The organism is Nocardiopsis sp. NPDC050513 (genome assembly GCF_044457925.1).
Lineage (GTDB): Bacteria > Actinomycetota > Actinomycetes > Streptosporangiales > Streptosporangiaceae > Nocardiopsis.
On sequence record NZ_JBITHK010000003.1, the window covers coordinates 485,072 to 506,462 of the forward strand.

Annotated in this window: 15 protein-coding genes; 11 read left to right on the forward strand and 4 right to left on the reverse strand. The window is 73.3% G+C overall.

The window, feature by feature from the left end; genetic code table 11:
- The first annotated feature begins 73 nt into the window (after positions 1 to 73).
- The 3 genes from ACIBFB_RS07470 to ACIBFB_RS07480 all read left to right on the forward strand — a co-directional run bounded on the left by ACIBFB_RS07470 (position 74) and on the right by ACIBFB_RS07480 (position 3,370).
- Positions 74 to 649: a TetR/AcrR family transcriptional regulator gene (locus ACIBFB_RS07470; protein WP_397227320.1), complete on the forward strand. Its 576-nt coding sequence runs from the start codon at positions 74 to 76 to the stop codon at positions 647 to 649.
- Between the two features lie 19 nt (positions 650 to 668).
- The gene (locus ACIBFB_RS07475; RefSeq protein WP_397227322.1) at positions 669 to 1,277 is read left to right on the forward strand and encodes a DUF4865 family protein; all 609 of its coding nucleotides are present in this window, start codon (positions 669 to 671) and stop codon (positions 1,275 to 1,277) included.
- 269 nt (positions 1,278 to 1,546) lie between these two features.
- Complete coding sequence (locus ACIBFB_RS07480; protein WP_397227324.1) at positions 1,547 to 3,370, forward strand: acyl-CoA dehydrogenase; 1,824 nt, start codon at positions 1,547 to 1,549, stop codon at positions 3,368 to 3,370.
- 77 nt (positions 3,371 to 3,447) lie between these two features.
- On the opposite strand, the gene ACIBFB_RS07485 is transcribed toward ACIBFB_RS07480, so the two are convergent.
- Positions 3,448 to 4,338: an NAD(P)-dependent oxidoreductase gene (locus ACIBFB_RS07485; RefSeq protein WP_397227326.1), complete on the reverse strand. Its 891-nt coding sequence runs from the start codon at positions 4,336 to 4,338 to the stop codon at positions 3,448 to 3,450.
- A 180-nt stretch (positions 4,339 to 4,518) separates the two neighbouring features.
- Between ACIBFB_RS07485 and ACIBFB_RS07490 the strand changes: the two genes are divergently transcribed.
- A complete protein-coding gene (locus tag ACIBFB_RS07490) occupies positions 4,519 to 4,890 on the forward strand; it encodes a winged helix-turn-helix transcriptional regulator (RefSeq protein WP_397227328.1) in 372 nt (123 codons plus the stop codon).
- A 36-nt stretch (positions 4,891 to 4,926) separates the two neighbouring features.
- Here the strand turns inward: ACIBFB_RS07490 and ACIBFB_RS07495 are convergent, their stop codons facing one another.
- Entirely contained in the window at positions 4,927 to 5,145 is a 219-nt protein-coding gene (locus ACIBFB_RS07495; protein ID WP_397227330.1) for a hypothetical protein, read from the reverse strand.
- Positions 5,146 to 5,261: 116 nt separating this feature from the next.
- Entirely contained in the window at positions 5,262 to 6,548 is a 1,287-nt protein-coding gene (locus ACIBFB_RS07500; protein ID WP_397227331.1) for an MFS transporter, read from the reverse strand.
- Positions 6,549 to 7,111: 563 nt separating this feature from the next.
- Between ACIBFB_RS07500 and ACIBFB_RS07505 the strand changes: the two genes are divergently transcribed.
- The 6 genes from ACIBFB_RS07505 to ACIBFB_RS07530 all read left to right on the forward strand — a co-directional run bounded on the left by ACIBFB_RS07505 (position 7,112) and on the right by ACIBFB_RS07530 (position 15,744).
- On the forward strand, positions 7,112 to 7,495 hold the full coding sequence (locus ACIBFB_RS07505) for a hypothetical protein (RefSeq protein WP_397227333.1): 384 nt from the start codon (positions 7,112 to 7,114) through the stop codon (positions 7,493 to 7,495).
- Between the two features lie 108 nt (positions 7,496 to 7,603).
- Entirely contained in the window at positions 7,604 to 8,653 is a 1,050-nt protein-coding gene (locus tag ACIBFB_RS07510) for an aldo/keto reductase (protein WP_397227335.1), read from the forward strand.
- Between the two features lie 197 nt (positions 8,654 to 8,850).
- Positions 8,851 to 10,971: a WD40 repeat domain-containing serine/threonine protein kinase gene (locus tag ACIBFB_RS07515; protein ID WP_397227337.1), complete on the forward strand. Its 2,121-nt coding sequence runs from the start codon at positions 8,851 to 8,853 to the stop codon at positions 10,969 to 10,971.
- Positions 10,972 to 10,990: 19 nt separating this feature from the next.
- On the forward strand, positions 10,991 to 13,084 hold the full coding sequence (locus tag ACIBFB_RS07520; protein ID WP_397227339.1) for a protein kinase: 2,094 nt from the start codon (positions 10,991 to 10,993) through the stop codon (positions 13,082 to 13,084).
- Positions 13,085 to 13,111: 27 nt separating this feature from the next.
- Positions 13,112 to 15,166: a protein kinase family protein gene (locus ACIBFB_RS07525; protein ID WP_397227341.1), complete on the forward strand. Its 2,055-nt coding sequence runs from the start codon at positions 13,112 to 13,114 to the stop codon at positions 15,164 to 15,166.
- Positions 15,167 to 15,219: 53 nt separating this feature from the next.
- Complete coding sequence (locus tag ACIBFB_RS07530; RefSeq protein ID WP_397227343.1) at positions 15,220 to 15,744, forward strand: GerW family sporulation protein; 525 nt, start codon at positions 15,220 to 15,222, stop codon at positions 15,742 to 15,744.
- A gap of 16 nt (positions 15,745 to 15,760) precedes the next feature.
- Here ACIBFB_RS07530 and eccD read toward each other — a convergent pair whose 3' ends face one another.
- Positions 15,761 to 17,101, reverse strand: coding sequence for a type VII secretion integral membrane protein EccD (eccD, locus tag ACIBFB_RS07535; RefSeq protein WP_397227524.1), 1,341 nt, complete (start codon positions 17,099 to 17,101; stop codon positions 15,761 to 15,763).
- Positions 17,102 to 17,321: 220 nt separating this feature from the next.
- Between eccD and eccCa the strand changes: the two genes are divergently transcribed.
- Positions 17,322 to 21,287 carry a type VII secretion protein EccCa gene (gene eccCa / locus ACIBFB_RS07540; RefSeq protein ID WP_397227526.1) on the forward strand — a complete coding sequence of 1,322 codons (3,966 nt, stop codon included), beginning with the start codon at positions 17,322 to 17,324 and terminating at the stop codon, positions 21,285 to 21,287.
- Positions 21,288 to 21,391 lie beyond the last annotated feature (104 nt).

Here is a 21,391-nt window from a genome sequence, read left to right on the forward strand (position 1 = left end):
TGTTCGTGCACGTCCGAGCATAGGAGCACGTCGGGCGCAACGTTCTGTACCTACTAGTATGTACAATCTCGGTGTGAGCACAGCGGAACGACTCATCGAAAGCACCCGGGAGCTCCTGTGGGAGCGCGGATACGTCGGCACCAGCCCGCGGGCCGTCCTCGAACGGGCCGGAGCGGGGCAGGGCAGCATGTACCACCACTTCCGAGGCAAACGGGAGCTGGCGCTGGCCGCCATCGGCCGCACCGCCGGAGAACTGCGCGACCGGGCGGAGGAACAGTTCGGCGGACCGGGCACCGCCCTCGACCGGATCACGGCGTACATGCGGCGCGAGCGCGACGTCCTCAGGGGCTGTCCGATCGGCCGACTGACCCAGGATCCGGACGTGATGGCCGACGCCGAGCTGCGCGCCCCGGTGGACGACACCCTCCGGTGGCTGCGCGGCCGCCTGGCCGAGGTCGTGGCGGAGGGGCGCGACCGGGGCGAACTGGACCCGGCGACGGACCCGGACCCGATCGCCGCCGCACTGGTCGCCGCCATGCAGGGCGGCTACGTCCTCGCGCGCGCGGCGGACTCGACGGAGCCGTTCCACCAGGCCGTGGCGGGTGTACTCGCCCTCCTGGCCGACCGCGCCACGCCCGGCTCCGACTGACTCCCGAAGGAGATCTCCCGTGTACGCCAAGCAGTACGAGGTCACCCTGCCCGCCGACTACGGCATGGGCGTCATCCGGAAACGGGTGGCCTCGAACGGACACGTCCTGGACGACCGCGCCGGTCTGGGCCTGAAGGCCTACCTCATCCGGGAGCGGGGCGTGCACGGCTCGCCCGTCAACCAGTACGCGCCGTTCTACCTGTGGAACGACGTGGGCGCGATGGCCGGGTTCGTCGTCGGCGGGGGCGGGTTCCAGAACATCGTCCGCGACTTCGGCCGACCGGCCGTCCACCACTGGACCGGTGTGACCCGCGAGAGCGGCCCCGCGCGGAGTTCGGCCCCCAGGTCCGCCACCCGGCGGCTGACCGACGTACCGCCCGGCTCCGGCACGGACGGCCTGGGCACCGCCGAGGCCGTCCGCCGCGAGATCGACGCGCTGCGCGAACTGGCCCGGCACGACGGCGTGCACACCGCGGCGCTCGGCCTCGATCCCGAGCGCTGGAGGCTCGTGCGGTTCGTCCTGTGGCGGGACGCGCCGAGCGAGCCGGACGAGGCCGCCGAGCGGTACGAGGTCCTGCACCTGTCCGCCCCGCACCTGGACGACCTGCCCGACGGCCGCGCCTGGTGATCCCGGGAGGCGGTGCCGGGCGGCGCCGGCTCCACGCGCTACCGTTGCCCCGGCGACGCTGAGAACCACGCCCGGGAGCGATCCCATCACCCTCGGCGACAGCCGGCTTCCCACCCCTGACCTGCGGCGTCGCCACAGTTCACTCTCCCGCGCGCCAGAGGGCGCTTCCCCCACTGGCGCACGGTGCTACTGGGTAGTAACATTGACTTGTTACTAGTCGGTAGATCCGCGTGTACAGACACCGCGGCCGGGACACAGCGGAGCTGTCCATGACGCATTACAAGAGCAACCTGCGCGACATCCAGTTCAACCTGTTCGAGGTGTTCAAGCGCCAGGACGTGCTGGGCAAGGGCCCGTTCGAGGAACTCGACGAGGACACCGCCCGCACCATCCTCGACGAGGTCAACCGGCTCGCCACCGGTGTCGTCGCCGAGTCCTTCGAGGACGCCGACCGCAACCCGCCGGTCTTCGACCCGAAGACGAACACGGTCGCGATCCCCGAGAGCCTGAAGAAGTCCTACCAGGCCTACATGGACGCCGGCTGGTACAACCTCGACCTCTCCCCCGAGCTCGGCGGTCTCGGCGCGCCCCGCTCGCTCGTCTGGTCCGCGGCCGAGCTCATCCTCGGCGCCAACCCCTCCATCCACATGTACTCGGCGGGTCCGGGCTTCGCGAGCATCCTCCACGCCGAGGGCAACGAGAAGCAGAAGGAGTTCGCCAAGCTCGCGATCGAGCGCGGCTGGGGCGCCACCATGGTGCTGACCGAGCCGGACGCCGGCTCCGACGTCGGCGCCGGGCGCACCAAGGCGGTCGACCAGGGCGACGGCACCTGGCACATCGAGGGTGTCAAGCGCTTCATCACCTCGGCCGAGCAGGACATGACCGAGAACATCTTCCACCTGGTGCTCGCGCGCCCCGAGGGCGCGGGCCCCGGCACCAAGGGCCTCTCGCTCTTCCTGGTCCCCAAGTACCTGGTCAACGAGGACGGCTCCCTCGGTGAGCGCAACGGCGCCTACGTGACCAACGTCGAGCACAAGATGGGTCTCAAGGCCTCCACCACCTGCGAGCTGACCTTCGGCGACAAGCACCCCGCCATCGGCTACCTCGTCGGCGACAAGCACGACGGCATCCGCCAGATGTTCCTCATCATCGAGTACGCGCGCATGATGGTCGGGACGAAGGCGATCGCCACCCTGTCCACCGGCTACCTCAACGCGCTGGAGTACGCCAAGGAGCGCAAGCAGGGCTCCGACCTGACCGCCGGCGGCGACAAGAACGCCCCGAAGGTCACCATCACGCACCACCCCGACGTGCGCCGCAGCCTCATGACGCAGAAGTCCTACGTCGAGGCCATGCGCGCCCTCATCGTGTTCACCGCCACCCAGCAGGACGCGATCCAGATCGCGCACGCGGCCGGTGAGGACGTCACGGAGCTGGAGGCGATGAACGACCTCCTGCTGCCGATCGTCAAGGGCGTGGGCTCCGAGCGCTCCTACGCGCTGCTCGCCGAGTCCCTCCAGACCCTGGGCGGCTCCGGGTACCTCCAGGAGTACCCGATCGAGCAGTACATCCGCGACGCCAAGATCGACACCCTCTACGAGGGCACCACCGCGATCCAGGCCCAGGACTTCTTCTTCCGCAAGATCGTGAAGAACGGCGGCGCCGCCATCGGCACGCTCGCCGCGGAGATGAAGGCCTTCGCCCAGAGCGAGGCGGGCAACGGCCAGCTGAAGGAGGAGCGCGGTCTGCTCCTGGAGGCCGTCGAGCACGTCGAGAAGATCGTCGAGCTCATGGTCGGCCACACGATGGGTTCGGTCGGGGAGCCGCGCGAACTGTACAAGGTGGGCCTGAACTCCACCCGCCTGCTCATGGCCTTCGGTGACGTCGTCCTGTCCTGGCTGCTGCTGCGCCAGGCCGAGATCGCGCTGAACAGCATCGACGGCGCCGAGGGCGAGGACAAGGACTTCTACACCGGCAAGATCGCCGCCGCGCGCTTCTTCGCCGAGCAGTTCCTGCCGCGTATCGCCGCCGAGCGCCGGATCGCCGAGGGCGTGAAGCTGGACCTGATGGACGTGCCCGAGTCCGCGTTCTGACGCACTCGGACACCCGAGGACGGGCGGGGCGGCGGACGGCCGCCCCGCCCGTTCGGCGTTCTCCGGGGAGGCGGCGGCTAGTCGGCCGGCACGGGCTCTCGCAGCACCTCGACCAGCGCCGCGATGCTGTGCTCGCCACGGCCCTGCTCCACGGCCTTGCGCAGCAGGCCGTGCAGCGGGGCGTTCCACGAGACGTCGACGTTCGCCTCCCTGCCCAACTCCTCGTCATAGGGGATCCCGGCCGCGAAGAGGTCGACCGTGGAGCGGGGCTCGGAGTAGTCGCCGCTGTCGATCTCCTCCGCGAGCCTCGGCAGCTCGTCGGCGATCATCTCCAGCCACTTGACGGTGAACCGCACCATGCTCTCCGCCCGCAGTCCGCGTGACCGGACGGCCGCGGCCCCCTGGAAGAAGCCCACGAGGGCCGGGAGGAGCGTGCCGCCCACCGCCATCTCGTAGAGCGCGGCCAGGTCCGGTTCCTCGCCGAGGTGGACGGTGTCGCCGCCCAGCGCCCTGAGGGTCGCCTCGTGCTCGTCGAAGACGGCGCGGCTCCCGCCGTAGTAGAGCAGCGTGTCGGGCAGTCCCACGGCGGTCGGCACGTTCTTGACCGCGCCGGCGAGGAACCGGGCTCCGTGGCCGGTCGCCCACGCGGCGGTCTCGCGGGCGCCCGCCGGGCTACCGCTGTTGAGGGTGACCAGGGTGCGGCCGGTCAGCGCCGAGGCGGCCGGCTCCAGCGCCTGGCGGGTGTCGTCGTAGGTGGTGAGACACGTGACCGCCAGGGGACTCGCGGCGACCGCGGCCGAGATCGTCTCGGCCTGGACCGCGCCCCCGGCCACGAGGGGCGCGGCCTTGTGGCCGGTGCGGTTCCACACGGTCGTGGGGTGCCCGGCCGCGAGGAAGGCCCCGGCCAGCGCCGTCCCCATCAGGCCCAGTCCGATCACGGTGACCGGTGGGAGGTCTCGGGATGCCATGGTCGTCGTCCCATCCGTTCAGAGGGTTCGAGAACGCGCGTGGAGGCACGCGCGACGGGGCACCGTCGCGGCCGGTCCCGGCGCCGTTCGGTGCGTGTCCCATGCTCACCCCTGACGAACATTCCATCAAGTACCTACAATTTTGACGGGTACTGACATCGATGTTCGTAAGGAGGGCGCATGACCGACCGAACGTTCACGTGCGGTCTGGACGCGGCCGTCGCGCTCATGGGCGGCAAGTGGAAGGGACTGATCCTGTTCGCCCTGCAGGAGGGGCCCCTGCGCTTCGGCGAGTTGCGGCGGGAGGTCGCCGGCATCAGCGAACGCGTGCTGATCCTGCAGTTGCGGGAGATGGAGGCGACCGGGCTCGTGCACCGCGAGGTCTACCGCCAGGTGCCCCCGAAGGTGGAGTACTCGCTCACCGGCTTCGGTCACTCGCTCAACACGGCGATGGGCCCGCTCGGCGAGTGGGGAGAGCGGAACATGGCGCGCATCGAGGCGGCCTTCCGGGAGCCGGACCCCCGGGGCGGGGACGCCGGGGAGGCCCGGTAGCCGGTCCCGCGTCCCGCTTCGCGTGGGACGGCGGAGTCAGGCGGCCCTGAACCGTTCCACGGGCTGGGCGGTGACCCCGGCGACCAGCCCGCAGTCCTTGTCGCGGTGGAGGACGGCCTGTCCGGCGCGTTCGGCCGCCGCCGCGATGAACGGGTCCGGCACACCGGGGGCCCGGTGCTGACCCCGGTCGGCGAGCATGGTCCGCACCTCGGCCGCCCGCTCCTCCGTCGCCGGTGTGGCGTACGCGGCCGGCATCGGCACGAGCGGAGGGCGGTCGGGGCAGTTCCTCGGTGCGCCACCGGACCTCGCGGAGAACCCCACCTCCAGCCGGGTCACCCCCACGTGGCAACTCCTGATGTCCACCGTGGAGGTCAGGGGCGCGGGCGCCGCAGGACCATGGCCCAGAGCGCGGCCGTCGCGGCGAGCGTGGTCGCGCAGAGGGGCGCGAACGCCCACTGGAAGGCGGTCGGCGTCTCTGGGAGGACCTGGAGCACCGACCCGGCCAGCACCGTGCACAGCACCGTCGTGGAGAAGCCCGCCATGTTCACCAGACCGGAGGCGACCCCCGTCCGGCTCGCGGGCAGGCCGTCCCGGGCGAAGTCGAAGGAGATCGTCGGCGCGAGCACCTGGCCCAGGGCCAGCACGGCCAGCACCGTCACGCCCACCGGCGTGGGAGCCCCGCCCGGCCACGCCACCAGGAGCGCCAGACCCGTACTCGCCGACGTGGCCAGGGTCAGCCCCAGCCACACGCGCGTGCCCGGCCGCCGCCCGATCACCGCGCCCGCGAACGGGGCGATCCACAGCGTTCCGGCCGCCAGCGCCGTGAGCGTCAGCGCCGCCGCCCCCTCGGCCAGCCCCAGACCGCTCACGAGGAACGGGTAACCCCACAGCACCATCATCATCGTGAACGGCGCCATGACGGCCGCGTGGTGCACCATCGCGATCCGCGGACCGCGCGCCCGCAGCGCCTCTGTGAGCGCCTCCCAGACGGGGAGGGGTTCGGCCACGGTCGCCCGCCCGGCCGCCCCCGCGGGACGGTCCCGCACGATCACGAGCACCAGCGACGCCATGAGCGCCGTGAGGCCCGCGGTCGCGAGGAAGGCGGGCACCCAGCCCACACCCTCCAGGGCCCAGGCGAGCGGCGCCGCGCTGGCCACCTGGCCGGTCCCGCCGACCACGCCGGTGAGCCCGCTGACGAGGGCGTAGCGCGCCCGGGGGAACCACAGGGCGGCCAGGCGGATGACGTTGAGGAAGACGAGGGCGTCCCCGACACCGATGAGGAGCCGGCCCGCGACGGCCGCCTCCACCCCGGGCGCGAGCGCGAACAGGCACGCCCCGGCCGCCATCGCGCCCATGCCGACGACGAGCGTGTACCGGGGCCCGAGGCGGTCGGCCAAGAGCCCGGAGGGCACCTGGAGGAGGACGTAGACGAGGAGTTGGAGCATCGGCAGCAGGGAGAGCAGCGCCGGACCGACGTCGAACCGCTCCTGGGCCTCCAGCGCGGCGACGCCGAGCCCGTTGCGGTTCAGCATCGCCAGGAAGTAGCCGCCGACGGCGACTCCCCACACGATCCAGGCGCGGGCGCCTCCGACGGGTTCGGCGGGGACGGTCTCCTCGCGCTCGGCGATGGGGTCACCGGATGTATGGGTGTGTGTCACTGCGCGGCTTCTCTCCTCGTTGGACCCGGTCCAGTGTCCTCCAACCGCGCGACCGGCCCATACACGGGGGTCGACGGCAGCGCAAAGCGGACTCGAACGCCCGTGGCCAGGCCGGTCCGCATCGGGCAAGACACGCCCGGAGCCGGGTCAAGAGTCCCTCACCTGCGTAAAGTCACCGTCAGTGACATCTACTCACCAACGAGTCGCGAAATCGGGTGACGCTGGCGACAGTCCACGCGAGACACCGGATCTCTTTCGGCGCGCGAACGAGCCGCAACAGAGTTCGAAAGACAAGCTCTGACCTGGTGGTTCTTGAATAGGTACAGTCGATACCCATTCGTTAAATGTGATATTGGCCACATTCAAAAGCCTCGACCACAGAGGGTTGGGTCCTGCTAGCATCCGGAGCGCAAAGAATAACTACGAGGTAACGACACAGTTCACGCCTCGCCAACTTTGTGGAGGGAACCCGCCACGGCGGCGCCCCTCGTACCGCGGCGCATGGTCGCGACAAGCGCACACGGTCAGCACCGCGGCACCCGAGACACCCACTGGAGACGACCTTGAGTCACTGGCGCCTGAACAATCCCCGGGCCTCCCGGGCGAAGTCGGCTCTCGCCAGGCGAGTCAAGCACAAGCCCCGCCACGCGTTCTGCGCCGAGCGCGCGATCATGGCGCTCCTGGGCGAGCTCGCCTCCCTGACCCCCCGCCAGCTCTACTGGTCCGGAACCTCGGAGATGGCCGTGATGTCGGTCCAGTGCGACGTCAACGTCTGGTGCCGCGATGGCCGGTTCTTCTGGAACGACCTCTTCCGCGGCGGTCAGACCGTCTCCCACCCCGCGAGCGACCCGGTCGGCGCGGCCGCGCTCCTCAACCCGTTCGCGCGGATCTCCGAGTCCTCCTACACCCAGCACCGCCGCGCGCTGGCCGGACTCACCGCCGCCTGATCCTGGACGGGCCCGCACACCTCCTCCCCTCCGCTCCGAGCGTCGCGCCTGGAATGTCCTGATCTGCGAAACTGTCCCTTCCAACGCAGACAGACGAAGGGACGCACCGTGGGCACACACGTCGCGAGCGAGGACCGCTACGACTCCGTGGAGTACCGCCGCTGCGGTCACAGCGGCCTGCACCTGCCCCGCCTCTCCCTCGGCCTGTGGCAGAACTTCGGCTCCGACCGCGACCTGGAGGGCCAGCGCCGCATCCTCCTGCGCGCCTTCGACCTCGGGGTCTTCCACCTCGACCTGGCCAACAACTACGGCCCTCCGCCCGGCAGCGCCGAGGAGAACCTGGGCCGGATCCTCGCCCGGGACCTGCGCCCCTACCGCGACGAGCTCGTCATCACCACCAAGGCCGGATACGTCATGGGCCCCGGCCCCCACCAGCACGGCGGCTCGCGCAAGTACCTGCTCTCCTCCCTGGACCGCTCCCTCCGGAGGATGGGCCTGGACTACGTCGACGTCTTCTACAGCCACCGCCCCGACCCGGAGACGCCGCTGGAGGAGACCATGCTGGCGCTCCACCACGCCGTGGTCTCCGGCCGCGCGATGTACGCCGGGATCTCCTCCTACGGCCCCGCCGCCACCCGCGAGGCCGCGCGGATCATGCGCGAGCTGGGCACGCCGCTCGTCGTCCACCAGCCCTCGTACTCCATGCTCAACCGCTGGGTCGAGGACGGACTCCTGGCCGCCGCCGACGACGAGGGCATGGGCGTGGTCGCCTTCTCCCCGCTGGCCCAGGGCGTGCTGACCTCCCGCTACCTGGGCGGCGACGTGCCCGCCGACTCCCGTGCCGGGATGGGCCGCCCCAGTTGGCGCGAGCACATGCTCTCCGGCGCCGTCCTCGAACGCGCACGCGCCCTGAACGGGATCGCCGCCGAACGCGGCCAGAGCCTGGCCCAGATGGCGATCTCCTGGGTCCTTCGGGACCAGGGCCCGCGCTCGGTGACCACGGCGCTCGTGGGCGCCTCCAGCGTCGAGCAGCTCGAACACAACCTGGAGGCGCTGAACGCCCCGGAGTTCACCGACGAGGAACTGCGCCGCATCGACAGGTGGGCGGTCGAGTCCGACGTCAACATCTGGGCCGGAGCCACCGCCTCCCGTCCCTGACGGTGTTCTCTCCGGGCGCCCCCAAGGCCGCCCCCGGGGGGGGAGGGGAACCGGACGGGGGGTGGGGCACTGGGACGACCGCGCGCGAACGGCTAGATTGACGCACAGGACGCCCCCTCTCCTCCCCACCCAGCCCCGCCCCGGCCGGAACGGCCGACGGCCGGGCCCGCGACCCCACGTGAGGACGCCCACCCGCCGTGCAGCCGCTCACCCCCGGAGACCCTCCGCGCATCGGTCCACACCGCCTCCTCGCCCGCCTCGGCGCGGGCGGGATGGGCGAGGTCTACCTCGTGCGCAGCCCCGACGGGCACCTGTGCGCCCTGAAGGTGGTCAAGGAGGACCTGGCCCACGACGCCCAGTTCCGGGCGCGCTTCCGCCGGGAGATCCGGGCCGCGCGGACGGTCCGGGGCCCCTTCGTCCCCGGGATCGTGGACGCCGACCCCGACGCGCCCGCCCCGTGGATGGCCACCGAGTACGTGCCCGGACCCACGCTGAAGGAGGCCGTCCTGAGGGGCGGCCCCTTCCCCGAACCGTCGCTGCGGGTCCTGGCACTGGGGTTGGCCCGCGCGCTGTGCACCGTGCACGACGCGGGGATCACCCACCGCGACCTCAAACCGAGCAACGTCCTGCTGTCCCCGCGCGGCCCGCAGGTGATCGACTTCGGGATCGCCCGCGCCGTGGAGGGCACCGTCCTGACCCGCACCGGCCAGACCCTGGGCACCCCCGCCTACACCTCTCCGGAGCAGATCACCGGCGAGGAGGTCACCCCGCGCAGCGACGTGTTCTCGATGGCCGGGACGGTCGTCTTCGCGGCCTGCGGGCAGCCGCCGTTCGGCGCGGGCCGCCCGTCCGCCGTCCTGAACCGGGTCCTGGACGGCGACCCGTTCGTCGACGCGGTACCCGCGGGGCCGCTGCGCGACGTGGTCGCCGCGTGCCTGGCCAAGGACCCCGAGGACCGGCCCGACGCCGAACGCGTGCGCGAGGCGCTGTCCGCGCTGCCGCTGCCGTCGGCGGAGCACGGGTGGCTGCCCTCCCCCGTCACCCGGCAGATCGACGTCAGGGAGGGCGAGTCCCGTCGCGCCGACGAGGCCGAGCGCACCACGGTTCCCCTGGACGGCGGCGCGGCCGCGTCCGACCCCGCGCGGACCGGTCCCCCGCCCGGCGCCGGAGCGGACTCCCTGGACGGCGGCGCCCACCGCGCGTGGTGGCGGCGCCGCGCCACCGCCGTGGCGGCGGCGGTCTGCGCCCTGGCCGTCGTGGGCGCGGCAGCGCTGGCGGCCGTCGGAGTCCCGCTCCCCGGCCAGGATCCGCCGCCCGCCGCCGACGGCGGCGACCCCTCGGACGGTCCCTCCGGCGATCCCGGCGCCGAACCCTCCGACGCGGTGCCGTCGGTGAACCTCGACGGTTTCGTCTACGACCTGGTCTTCTCCGACGACGGGGAGACGCTGTACGTCTTCGGCTCCGGCACCCTCTCCGCCTGGGACTGGCGCGAGGGCGTCCCCGTCGACGTCTTCGAGCCCGCCCCGTACGCCGCCCACGTCACCTCCACCGGATACGTCGCCGCCGCGGCCGACGGCTACGTCGAGGTGTGGGAGGGGTCGAGCGAGAACCGCGTCGCCGTGGTGGCCGACGACAACGGGGAGTACGGCGCCTACGACATGCCCGCCCTGACCGACGACGGCTCCCGCCTGGCCGTCCTCGTCTCCGAGGACGGGACACCCGAGGGCGACCGCGCGATCCAGATCTGGGACGTGGCGGCCGACACCGCCGAGGTCGAGATCCCCGTCGAGGGCGTCGTCGCCGACATCCGCTTCACCGGCGACGGCTCCCGGCTCGTCGCCACCGTCGCCACCCGCGACTACGCGACCCACCTGGGCGTGGTCGTGTGGGACGCGGCCACCGGCCGGGAGCTCCACCGGATCTCCGGGGACGGGCAGTACGCCTTCGCCCTCTCCCCCGACGGATCCGCCCTGGCCGTCGTCGACGAGACCAACCGCGCCCGGCTCGTCGACACCGGCACCGGCGCGACCGTCCGGGAGTTGGCGCCGGTCGACGAGGGGCACGAACGGATCTACGACCTCTCCTTCTCGGCCGACGGCGGGCGGGTCCTCGCCGGGACCTACCCGTGGCCGGACAGCCGGGGCAGCGTGTGGGACACCGCGACCGGCGCGCTCCTGCGCGACGAGGACGTCTTCGTCTACGACCCGGTCGCGGTCCACCCGGACGGGGAGCACATCGCCACCCCCGTCTCCGAGGCCGGGGGGAACACCATCCTGATCCTGGACTCCGAGTTCGCCGTCGTCTCCGAACTGTCCTGACCCGCCCCGGAAGGCCACCATGCAGCAGCCCGCCCCCGACGACCCCCGCAGGGTCGGCCCCTACCGGATCGCCGCGCTCCTGGGCGTCGGCGGCATGGGCCGCGTCTACCTCGGGCTGGACGCCGCGGGAGCGTCCGCGGCCGTGAAGGTGGTCCGGGCGGAGTACGCCTACGACCCCGACTTCCGCGAGCGCTTCGCCCGGGAACTGGACCTGGCCCGGCTCGTCCTGGGCGGGAACGTCCCCCGGGTGCTGGCGGCCGACACCGCCGGCCAGATCCCCTGGATGGCCACCGAGTACGTCCGGGGGCCCTCGCTGCACGACCTCGTCCACGCCACGGGACCGCTCCCCGAGGAGAGCGCGCGGTTCCTCGGCCGGGGCGTCGCCCGCGCCCTGGAGGGCGTCCACGCCAAGGGCCTGGTGCACCGCGACCTCAAACCGGGCAACGTCATGGTGGCGGCCGAGGGGCCCCGGGTGATCGACTTCGGCATCGCGGGGGCGGTCGGCGACGCCCGCCACGGCCACGCGGGCCGCGAGCGCGCCGGGGAGGACCGCGAGGACGCGGAGCGGACGCGCCCCGTCGGGACGCCGGGCTACATGTCCCCGGAGGTCGTCCGCCAGGAACGGCACGGTCCGCCCTCGGACGTCTTCGCGCTCGGCGGGACGCTGGTGTACGCCCTCACCGGGACCGGCCCCTTCGGTGAGGGGCACCCGTCCGCCGTGATGTACCGCGTCGCCCACCGGGACCCCGTCCTGACCGACGTGCCCGAGTCGCTGCGCGGGATCGTCTCGGCCTGCCTGGACAAGGATCCCGGCCGTCGGCCGACCGCCGCGGAGGTCCTCCGCGCGCTGGGCGGCCCCGCGGAACCGGCTCCGACGGCCTCCGCGTGGCTGCCCCCGGCCGCGTGCGCGGTACTCGACGGGACAGCGCGCGGGCACCGCGACGCCGTGCGGTCGGCGGCCCGCACCGAGGGGGACCGGGGGTCCCTGGCCGGACGGCTGCTCATCGCCGGAGCGGCGGTGGTCGCGCTGGTCCTCATGGGCGGGTTCGGGGTGTGGTCGCTGGGCGGGGCCGATCTCCTCCGTGCCGGGGCCCTGGGCTCCGAACCCTCCCCGCCCGGGACATCCGCGGCGCGCGAGGTGTGCGACCCCGCCGAGCACCTGGCGGAGGAGTTCACCCGGCCGGCGGAGGCCGGCACGCTCCCGGACCCGGACGGGCCGCTCCACCCGGCCTTCTCCAGCGACGGGTCGGTCCTCGCCGTCGGCGCGCCCCAGGGGATCTTCCTCATGGACTGGCGGGACGGCACCCGCCGCGCGTGGATCGACGTCGAGATTCCGCCGCCGTACGGCAGGCCCGTGTTCAGCCCGAACGACTGCCTGCTCGCCTTCACCACCGACTCCGGGGTCCGGGTGTACACGCTGGAGACGGGGGAGGGCGCCGTGATCGGCGAGGGGCAGGAGGTGAGCACCGCCGAGTTCTCCCCGGACGGGTCGGAGCTGACCGTGGCCACCGCGGAGGGGAGCCCCGGTGTCGTGACCTACGACGCGGCGACCGGCGAGGTCGTGCACGCCTACCCGGAGGCCCGGAGCGGGGCCCGGATCGCCACGTACTCCCCGGACGGGTCGTACCTGGCGGCCCACGCCTACGCCAGCGACGTGTTCGTGTGGGACGCCCGGACGCGCGAGGCGGTCGGCCGGTGGGAGGACGTGGACTACAGCCTGGGCGAGACGGACCTGGTCCTGACCGGGGACGACGACCTGCTGTTCTACGCCGAGGACGGACCGCGCAGGCAGGACGTCCGCGGCGGCGGGGAGCCCACCGCGTTCGTGCCCGCCGTCCAGCCCGAGGGGACCCTGGAGCAGTTCGTGTACAGCCCCCGGGCGGACCGCCTGTACGCGACCTACCTCGCGTCGGGCGCCGACCGGTCCGAGGGCGTGATGAAGGTGTGGGAGTACTCCACGGGCGAGGAGCTGACGGCGGAGTCGGACGAGGGGTTCGTCACCGAGATCACCCTCCACCCCGACGGCGAGGTCTTCGTCGGGTTTCCGCCGAGCGGCTCCGGCATGTGGGTCGTGGACGCGGTCGAACTCCGCCTGATCACCACCATCGGCTGACGGTTCCGCACACCACGGGAAGGTCCCATGCTCCCGCTCCACCCCCACGACCCGCCGTCCGTCGGCCCCTACCGCCTCCACCGCCGGTTGGGCGAGGAGGCGTTCACCCGGGTCTACCTGGGCTCGCGCGGTGACGGGGTCCCCGTCGCCGTCAAGGTGGCGCGCTCCGAGCACGCCACCGACCCCGACTTCCGGTCGGCCTTCGCCCAACGGGTGGTGTCGGCGCTCGACGCGACCGGCCCCCACGTGTGCGCCGTGTGGAACGCGGACCTGGAGGGCGCGGTGCCGTGGGTGGCCGTCGCCCGTCCGCTCGGGCCGAGCCTGGCCGAACTGGTGCGCGAGCACGGGCCGCTGCCGGCGGACGCGTTGGCCCCCCTCGCGCTCGCCCTCGCGCAGGGGCTGGCCGACCTGCACGCGTCCGGCCGCGCGCACGGGTCGCTGTGGCCGGACGGGGTGCTGCTGACGCCGGACTCGGCGGTGCTGGCCGACCCCGGGTTGGAGTGGCTGGCGCGGGACGGGGCCGAACGCGCGCCGCACCCGGCGTTCGCCGCGCCGGAGGGCGGGGCCGGACCGGCCGCGGACGTGCTGTCGTGGGCGGCGACGCTGTGCTTCGCGGCCAGCGGGGTCGAGGGGCCGCGCGGACTGCACCGGATCCCGTTGCAGCTGCGGGGGCTGGTCGACGCGTGTCTGAAGCGCCACCCCGCCCTGCGCCCCAGTGCGGCGGACGTGGTGCGGATGCTCGGGGGTCCCGGCGACCCGGAGCCGTGGCCGTCGGCGGTGCGGGCGGCGGTCGAGGCCACGGCGGCGCGGCAGCGGTCGGCCCTCGCCTCCGGCGGCGAGGGGGCGCGGGGCTCCGGTCGGCGCGACGGGGACGGCGGTGCGGACGGGGCCCGGGCGCGGCGACGCCGCGGCCGGGTCCTGGCGGCCGTGGGACTGGTGCTCGCCCTGGTCGCGGGCTCGGCCGCGGCCTGGGCGTACGACTGGCCGCCGGACGCGCCCGCCGGGGAGGGCGGCGGGAACGACGCCGGAGGAGGCGGCGCCGGGGGGCTGGTCACCGACGCGGGCTGTCTGGGCGGCAGCGGCTACCCGGCGCCGGGGCCGGAGCCCGACGGGGCCGAGGCGCGGCCGATCGGCCTGGCGTTCAGTCCGGACGGGGACGCCCTGGCCGTGACCGACCAGGAGTACGGGCTCATGGTGTGGGACTGGCGGGCGCGGGAGGAGATCGCCCGCCCGTCGGACACGGTCGGCTACGCGTCCGACCCCGTGTTCGCGCCGACGGGGTGCGCGGTGGCCGCGTCCGTCCCCGTCGAGTACGAGGCGATCGACGGCACGGTGTCGGTCGCGCACACCTTCGACCTGCCGTCGGGCACGACCACCCGGCACCTGGGACCGCAGGTCGGACCGGAGGAGACCGGCGGCGTGTGGTCGGCCCGGCCGCGCGACGCGCTCGACATCGCGTTCGGTCCCGACGGGCGCCTGCTCGCGGTGGCGGTGACGGCGGACCTGGACGGTGACAGCGTCGGGCTCGTCGACCTGGCGACGGGCGAGGCGGCCGGGTCCCTGGCGCCCGGCCGGGTGGCGGAGATGGAGTTCGCCGGACCCGACCTCCTCGCCACGGTCCAGTCGGGGGCGGTCTCGGTGTGGGACGTCCGGACGGGCGAGGAGCCGTACACCGTGCGCGGGGTCGTGTCCTCGCAGTTCGCCGTGGTCCCCGGACGCGAGGAACTGGTGCACGAGGACCGGCGGGGGCTGGTGCGGGTCGACTACACCACCCGCGCCGAGTCGGGCTCGTACGCGCCGGCCGGGCTCCCCGGAGACGCCTCGCTGGTCGACATCGCCGTGGGGCGGGGACGGGTGTACGCGACCTGGACGTCCTTCTCCGGCGCGGAGGGGGTGAACCGCGCCGTGAGCCGCGTGTGGGACCTGGAGACCGGCGAGGACCTCGTCGACCGCGACGGCGCGCCGGACTTCCGGCGGATCGCCGTCCACCCGGAGGGGGAGGTCCTGGCCGCCGTGACCGCCGACGGCCGGGTGGTGCTCGTCGACCCGGAGACGCTGGAGCCCGGCGACCCGCTGTTCTGACGGGGCGGGCGGTAGCGTGGACATCCGTACCCGTCCGGCGAAGGAGCAGGACCATGCTGAGATCCGCGATCCGACGTGCCCGACGCGCCGACGGCGCGCCCGTCCGCCGTCCGAGCCCCGCGCTGGACGCGCTCACGCACATGGTCGAGCGCACCGGCGGCGCGGCCAGGGCCGCCACCGTGTTCGGCGAGCCGGTGGCGTCGGGGGCGACCACCGTCGTCCCGGTCGCGCGGGTCAGCGCCCTGAGCACGATGGGCGGCGGATCGAGTCGGATCCCGGGAGCCGACGGCGCCGGGGGCGCGGGGCTGGCGCGGGTGCGGCCCGCCGGATTCATCGTCCTCGACGGCGGGGGCGCCGACTACCGCCCCATCCGCCAGCCCGTGGCCATGCTCGTCGTGCCGCTCGCGGTGATCGCGGCGGTCACGGCCACCAGGATCGTGGGGGTCTCGCTCAGGGAGGCCCGTCGGCGGCGCCGCCGCGCGAGCGTGCGGGGGCTGCGGGGTTCGGCGGCGTTCGCGTGCTCGGAGTGCCGCGAGCGCTCCCGCGAGACCGACGTGGAGGAGACCGGGCAGTCCTGACCGGCACGCGGCCCGGTCACGCGACCCCGGACATCCGCGCGACGAACGCGAACAGACCCATCCCCCAGGCGAAGACCGCGCACAACGCGATGATCACCAGCACCTCGGTCCAGTTGAGCAGGCGGCGCAGCGAGGCGCGCGGCACGTCGGTCAGGCGCACCCAGCTCAGCACCCCCGACACCATGCCCGCCGCCAGCACCGCCACCGGCAGCCACGGGCCCAGGGCCGGGTACTCCCCGACCGCCGCCACGCCCGTGGCCCCGAGGCCGATCACGCCCGCGAGCCGCAGTGGCAGCACGTGCCGGATCCGGTCGAACAGCCGCGAACGCATCACCAGCAGCACTGAGAGCAGACCGCCCAGGAGCAGGTCCGGCAGCCCCTCGGCCATGAAGGTCAGCAGCACCGTGACCGCGCCGCCGCTCAGCGCGGCGCCCAGCACGATGCCCAGCAGCAACCGGTCGCTGTTGCCGAAGGTGTCCTCGAACCGCTCCGTGGCGACCTGGCCCGAACGCCCCACCTCGTAGTCGAGCCCCGACAGCCCGCCCATCACCATGGCCACCCGCGGGAGGGCGCCGACGCACAGGGCCAGGGCGAGCCCCATCGCGCGGACACCCTGCACCGGGGCCACGAACGCGCCGACCCCGACCAGCACCGCCGCCGTCACCGCGATCACGCCCAGCGCGGCGATGTAGGCCAGCCCCGTCTCGTGCAGCGCCCAACCGATCCCGGCCACCAGGAGGGCACCGGTCAGGGCGAACGCCGACGTCACCAGGACGTCGGCGTCGGCCACCAGCCCCACGGCGAGCACGGCGGTCACCGCGCCCCAGGCGCAGGCGGCGGCGAACAGGACGTGGGCGACGGCGGGCAGCGGGCGCCGGGCGGCGAGGAGCATGGCCGCGATCGCGAAGAGCGTGCCGACGCTCGCCACGCCCAGGTGACCGACCGACGGGCGCAGCCACATCATCGACACCAGCATCGCCAAGGGGCCGATTCCGGCCACGAGGAGGCCGAAGGAGAGCGTCGTCGTCGGATTCCAGATCCGGGCGGTCTCGTCGACCCGGTCCTCCACGGCGCCGCGCACGTCGTCCACGTGCGCGGGTCGGCTGGGCGCGGTCCGCCGGTCGAGCATGAGGACGTCGCCGTCGTAGACCCCCGCGCTCTCCAGCGGTTCCTCCAACCGCACCGGGGAGCCGTCGACGGTGGTCAGGGACCAGTGGGCGGGTTCGGTGCCCTCCTCGCGGGGCCCGCAGACCTCCACGATGCGCGGCATCAGCGTCGCCACGGGCACGCTGCCGGGCAGTGCCAGGTCGGCCCAACGGTCCGGTCCGGTGACGGTGACCCGGCAGTATCCACTCACACCCATGATTCCTTTGCCGTCGTCCTAGGGGGTCGTCTCCGCTCGGGGGTACAGACCGACGCGAATTAGGCGATTCGCGGTGTTCGCGAGATCATTCCTAGCGTAGTCACCCAGACACCCAACCCCCGTAGGTGGACGGAAAGAGATCACTGTGGCGACGAGACCGGTCCCCCGCCCCGCCCGCAGCGTCCCGACTGCCCCCGGGAACACCCCCCTGGTCATCGCGACCCCGCCGCAGATGCCGGAGAACCCGCCCGCCTCCAGTTCGGGCGCGATGATCATCATGCCGATCATCACCGGCTCCGGTTCGCTGCTGATGTCGATCACCATGGGGCACCGCCCCCTCATGGCGGTGGCGGGCGTCATGATCATGATGGCCAGCGTGGTCGTCGGCATCATCATGTTCGTCGCCCAGCACAACGGGCCGCGCAAACGCATCCGGGAACAGCGGGAACGCTACGTCGACTACCTCGACCAGCTGCGCGAGATCGTCCGGGACGTGGCCGCCACGCAGCGCGCCGACAACGCGTTCCGCCACCCCGACCCGGAGCTGCTGACCGAACCGGCGCGCTCGCGGGCCCGGCGGTGGGAGCGGCGCGCCACCGATCCCGACTTCCTGGACGTGCGCGCGGGTTCGGGGACCCGACCGCTGTCCCGCGCCCTGAGGCTCCGGGTGGACAACTCCAACCCGCTCATCGTCTACGACCCCGTCTGCCAGGGGGCCGCCGACCAGCTCATCGAGCTGTACGGGGACGTGCCGGAGATGCCGCTGGTCGTCCCGCTGAGCGCCTACGGCGTGGTGTCGGTCGTCGGCGACCGCGAGGCCGGGCGCGGGCTGGCGCGCGCGATGATCGCGCAGTTGGCGACCTTCCACTCCCCGCACGACCTGCGGATCGGCGTGGTCCGCGACCAGAAGCTGCGCCCGTGGTGGGAGTGGCTCAAGTGGCTGCCGCACAACACCTTCGACGAGGCCCAGGACGGCCCGATGCCCGCCCGGCTGGTGGCCGGGAACACCGTGCAGATCGCCGAACTGCTGTCCGAGGAGATCGAACGCCGCACGGTCGACCTCCAGCGGCGGCGCGGCAGGCCGCCGGGCCCGGGCACGCGGCGGCTGGTCGTGGTGCTCGACGGCGAACACCAGTCGACACTGTCCGGCCTGCACGCCGAGCCGCCCGTGGCCTCCCTGTCCGACCTGGGCATCCACGTCATCGCCCTGGTGGCCGACCGACGCGAGGAGCCGGAGGCCGTCGACCTGCGGCTGACGGTCGACGCCGACGGGAACCTCGCCGAGGACACCGAGAACCCGGGCGCGGGCGAGGAGTCGGCGCACACCCCGGTCGAGGGCCGTGCCGACCGGTCGAGCGTCGCCCACCTGACGAACCTGGCGCGCTCCCTCGCCCCGTACGGGATCGCGGTGGCCGACTCCGACGACGCGATGCACGAGACCGTCGGGCTGCCGGAGATCCTCGGCGTGCCCGACGTCGCGCAGCTGGACACGCGGCGGACGTGGCGCAAGCGCAGCACCGGCGACTACCTGCGGGTGCCGATCGGGATCGGGCCGAGCGGCAACACGGTGCTGCTGGACCTGAAGGAGTCGGCCTTCGGCGGCATGGGGCCGCACGGCCTGGTGGTCGGCGCGACCGGTTCGGGCAAGTCGGAGATGCTGCGGACGATGGTGGCCTCGCTGGTCATCAACCACGCGCCGGAGAACCTGGCGCTGCTGCTGGTGGACTTCAAGGGCGGCGCGACGTTCGCGGACACCGACCGCCTGCCGCACAGCGCCGGGCTCATCACCAACCTCGCCGACGACGACGGTCTGGTTATGCGCTTCCGCGAGGCGACCTTCGGCGAGCTGGTCCGGCGCCAGCAGATCCTGAAGAACGCGGGCAACCTGCCCAACCTGCACGCCTACGAGGCGGCGCGCGAGACAGCCCCCGAGCTGGAGCCGCTGCCGCATCTGCTCATCATCATCGACGAGTTCTCCGAGCTGCTGACCGCCCACCCGGACTTCGCGGAGCTGTTCGTGGCGATCGGCCGGATCGGCCGGTCGATCGGGGTGCACCTGCTGCTGGCCACCCAGCGCCTGGAGTCGGGCAAGATCAAGGGCCTGGAGTCCCACCTGTCCTACCGGGTCGGCCTGCGGACGTTCTCCGAGGCGGAGAGCCGGGAGGCGATCGGGGTCGGCGACGCCTACCACCTGCCGCCCGAGCCCGGCTCCGGCTACCTCAAGGTGGACACCTCCGTCTTCGAGCGGTTCAAGGCGGCCATGGTCTCCCAGCCCTACGAACCGCCCCAGCGGGAGGAGAAGGACGAGCACGAACCCGTCCTGCCGCTGCTGTCCTACAACGGCCTGGCGAAGGTGACGGGGGCGGGTTCGCTGGTGGACTCGCTCGTGGGCTCGGTCAGGGCCAAGGAGGAGGAGAAGCGGCCCAGGCAGGAGAAGCGGACCACGCTCCAGGTGACCGTGGACCGGCTGGTGGCCTCGGGCGCCGAGCGCGTGCGGCCGGTGTGGCTGCCGCCGCTGCCGGAACTGCTCACCCTGGACACGGTGCTGGCCGACCTCGGGGAGGCCGACGGCCTGGAGGGGGAGGGCGCCGAGCCGGACCCGGCCGAGGCCAGGGCGGTCATCGGCCTCACCGACATCCCGCGCGAGCAGCGGGTGGTCCCCGCGGAGCTGGACTTCACCGGCGGCGAGGGCAACATCGTCATCCTGGGCGGGCCGCAGTCCGGCAAGTCGACACTGCTGCGGACGATCATCGCCAGCCTGGCGTGGAGGTACCCGCCCGGCAGGGTCGGGGTGTACGCGATCGACTTCGGCGGCGGCGCGCTCCAGGCGATGGACGAACTGCCGCACGTCGCGGGTGTGGCGGGCCGGGCCGACCCCGAGCGGGTGCAGCGGATCCTCACCGACGTGTCGGGACACCTGGACCGGCGCCAGCGGGTGTTCCGCAAGCACAAGCTGGACTCCCCGGCGGCGCTGCGCCAGGCGCGGGCCGAGGGGAAGCTGCCCGCGAGCGTGGTGGGCGACCTGTTCCTCATCGTCGACGGGTGGTCGGCGGTCCGGGACTCCTTCGACGCGGCCGACGACTTCCTCATGGACATCGCGACGCGCGGGCCCTCCCTGGGCGTGCACACGATCCTGACGGGAGCGGCGTCGTCGCAGATCAGGTCCCGGTTGCAGGCGCTGTTCGGCGGGCGCTTCGAGCTGCGGCTCAGCGACCCGATGGACTCGGGGATCGGCCGCAAGGCCGCCGAGGAGATCCCGAAGGACACACCCGGCCGCGGCCTGACCTCGGAGGAGCACCACACGCACGTGGCGCTGCCGCGGGTGGACGGCGCGGCCAACGCCGAGGACGTGGCCGACGGGATCCGCGACCTGGTCGAGCGGGTCCGGGAACGCTGGCCGCAGAAGGCGGTGCAGGGGGTCCGGACGCTGCCCCAGCGGGTGGAGCTCGACGAGCTGCTCAAGGGAGGCAGGGGCGGCAGGGGTCGGATGCGCGAACTGGTGCTGGGCATGGCGGAGAGTTCGCTCGCCCCGGTCACGACCCACCTCGACCGGGACCCGCACCTGGTGGTGTTCGGCGACCCGCAGACCGGCAAGTCGACGCTGCTGCGCGGTCTGGTCAAGCAGATCGCGCGGCGCCCGGCCACCGAGCTGGGCATCGTCATGGTGGACTTCCGGCGCTCGCACCTGGAGCTGGTGCCGGAGGACCACCTGCTGGCGTACTGCACCACGGCGGAGCAGACCAAGGCCGTCGCGGACAATCTGGCGGGGTCGCTGAAGCAGCGCCTTCCGGGACCGGACGTGACCCCGAAGCAGCTGCGGGAGCGCAGCTGGTGGAAGGGCCTGGACCTGTACATCGTGGTCGACGACATGGACATGATCGCCTCGCGCAGCAACCCGCTCGCGCCGTTGGCGCCGTACATCCCGCAGGGCGCCGACCTGGGCCTGCACGTCATCGCGGCCCGGCGTACGGGCGGCACGGCGCGGGCGATGTTCGAGCCGGTGCTCCAGGCGCTGAACGACATGGCCACGCCGGGCCTGCTGTTCTCGGGTGACCGGATGGAGGGGCGCCTGGCCAACGGCGTGGCCTCCAAGGCGCTGCCCCAGGGACGCGCGCAGCTGGCGCTGCGCGGGAAGCGGCCCGACCTGGTGCAGGTCGGCTGGAGCGAACCCCCGGCCTAGCGGCGTCCCGTGGCCGACTCCGGTCGCGGCGCCCACACCGCCCCGGGGAGGTGGAACCATAGGAGGTCCGGGTTGGTCCCACTTGTGGCAACTCCACCGTTCCC

Bases quoted from the DNA above. Each gene is read 5' to 3' on its own strand.
- ACIBFB_RS07520 (WP_397227339.1), top strand. From the start codon at position 10,991: ATGCAGCAGCCCGCCCCCGACGACCCCCGCAGGGTCGGCCCCTACCGG.
- ACIBFB_RS07490 (WP_397227328.1), top strand. From the start codon at position 4,519: ATGACCGACCGAACGTTCACGTGCGGTCTGGACGCGGCCGTCGCGCTC.
- ACIBFB_RS07485 (WP_397227326.1), bottom strand. From the start codon at position 4,338: ATGGCATCCCGAGACCTCCCACCGGTCACCGTGATCGGACTGGGCCTG.
- ACIBFB_RS07495 (WP_397227330.1), bottom strand. From the start codon at position 5,145: ATGCCGGCCGCGTACGCCACACCGGCGACGGAGGAGCGGGCGGCCGAG.
- ACIBFB_RS07480 (WP_397227324.1), top strand. From the start codon at position 1,547: ATGACGCATTACAAGAGCAACCTGCGCGACATCCAGTTCAACCTGTTC.
- ACIBFB_RS07530 (WP_397227343.1), top strand. From the start codon at position 15,220: ATGCTGAGATCCGCGATCCGACGTGCCCGACGCGCCGACGGCGCGCCC.
- ACIBFB_RS07525 (WP_397227341.1), top strand. From the start codon at position 13,112: ATGCTCCCGCTCCACCCCCACGACCCGCCGTCCGTCGGCCCCTACCGC.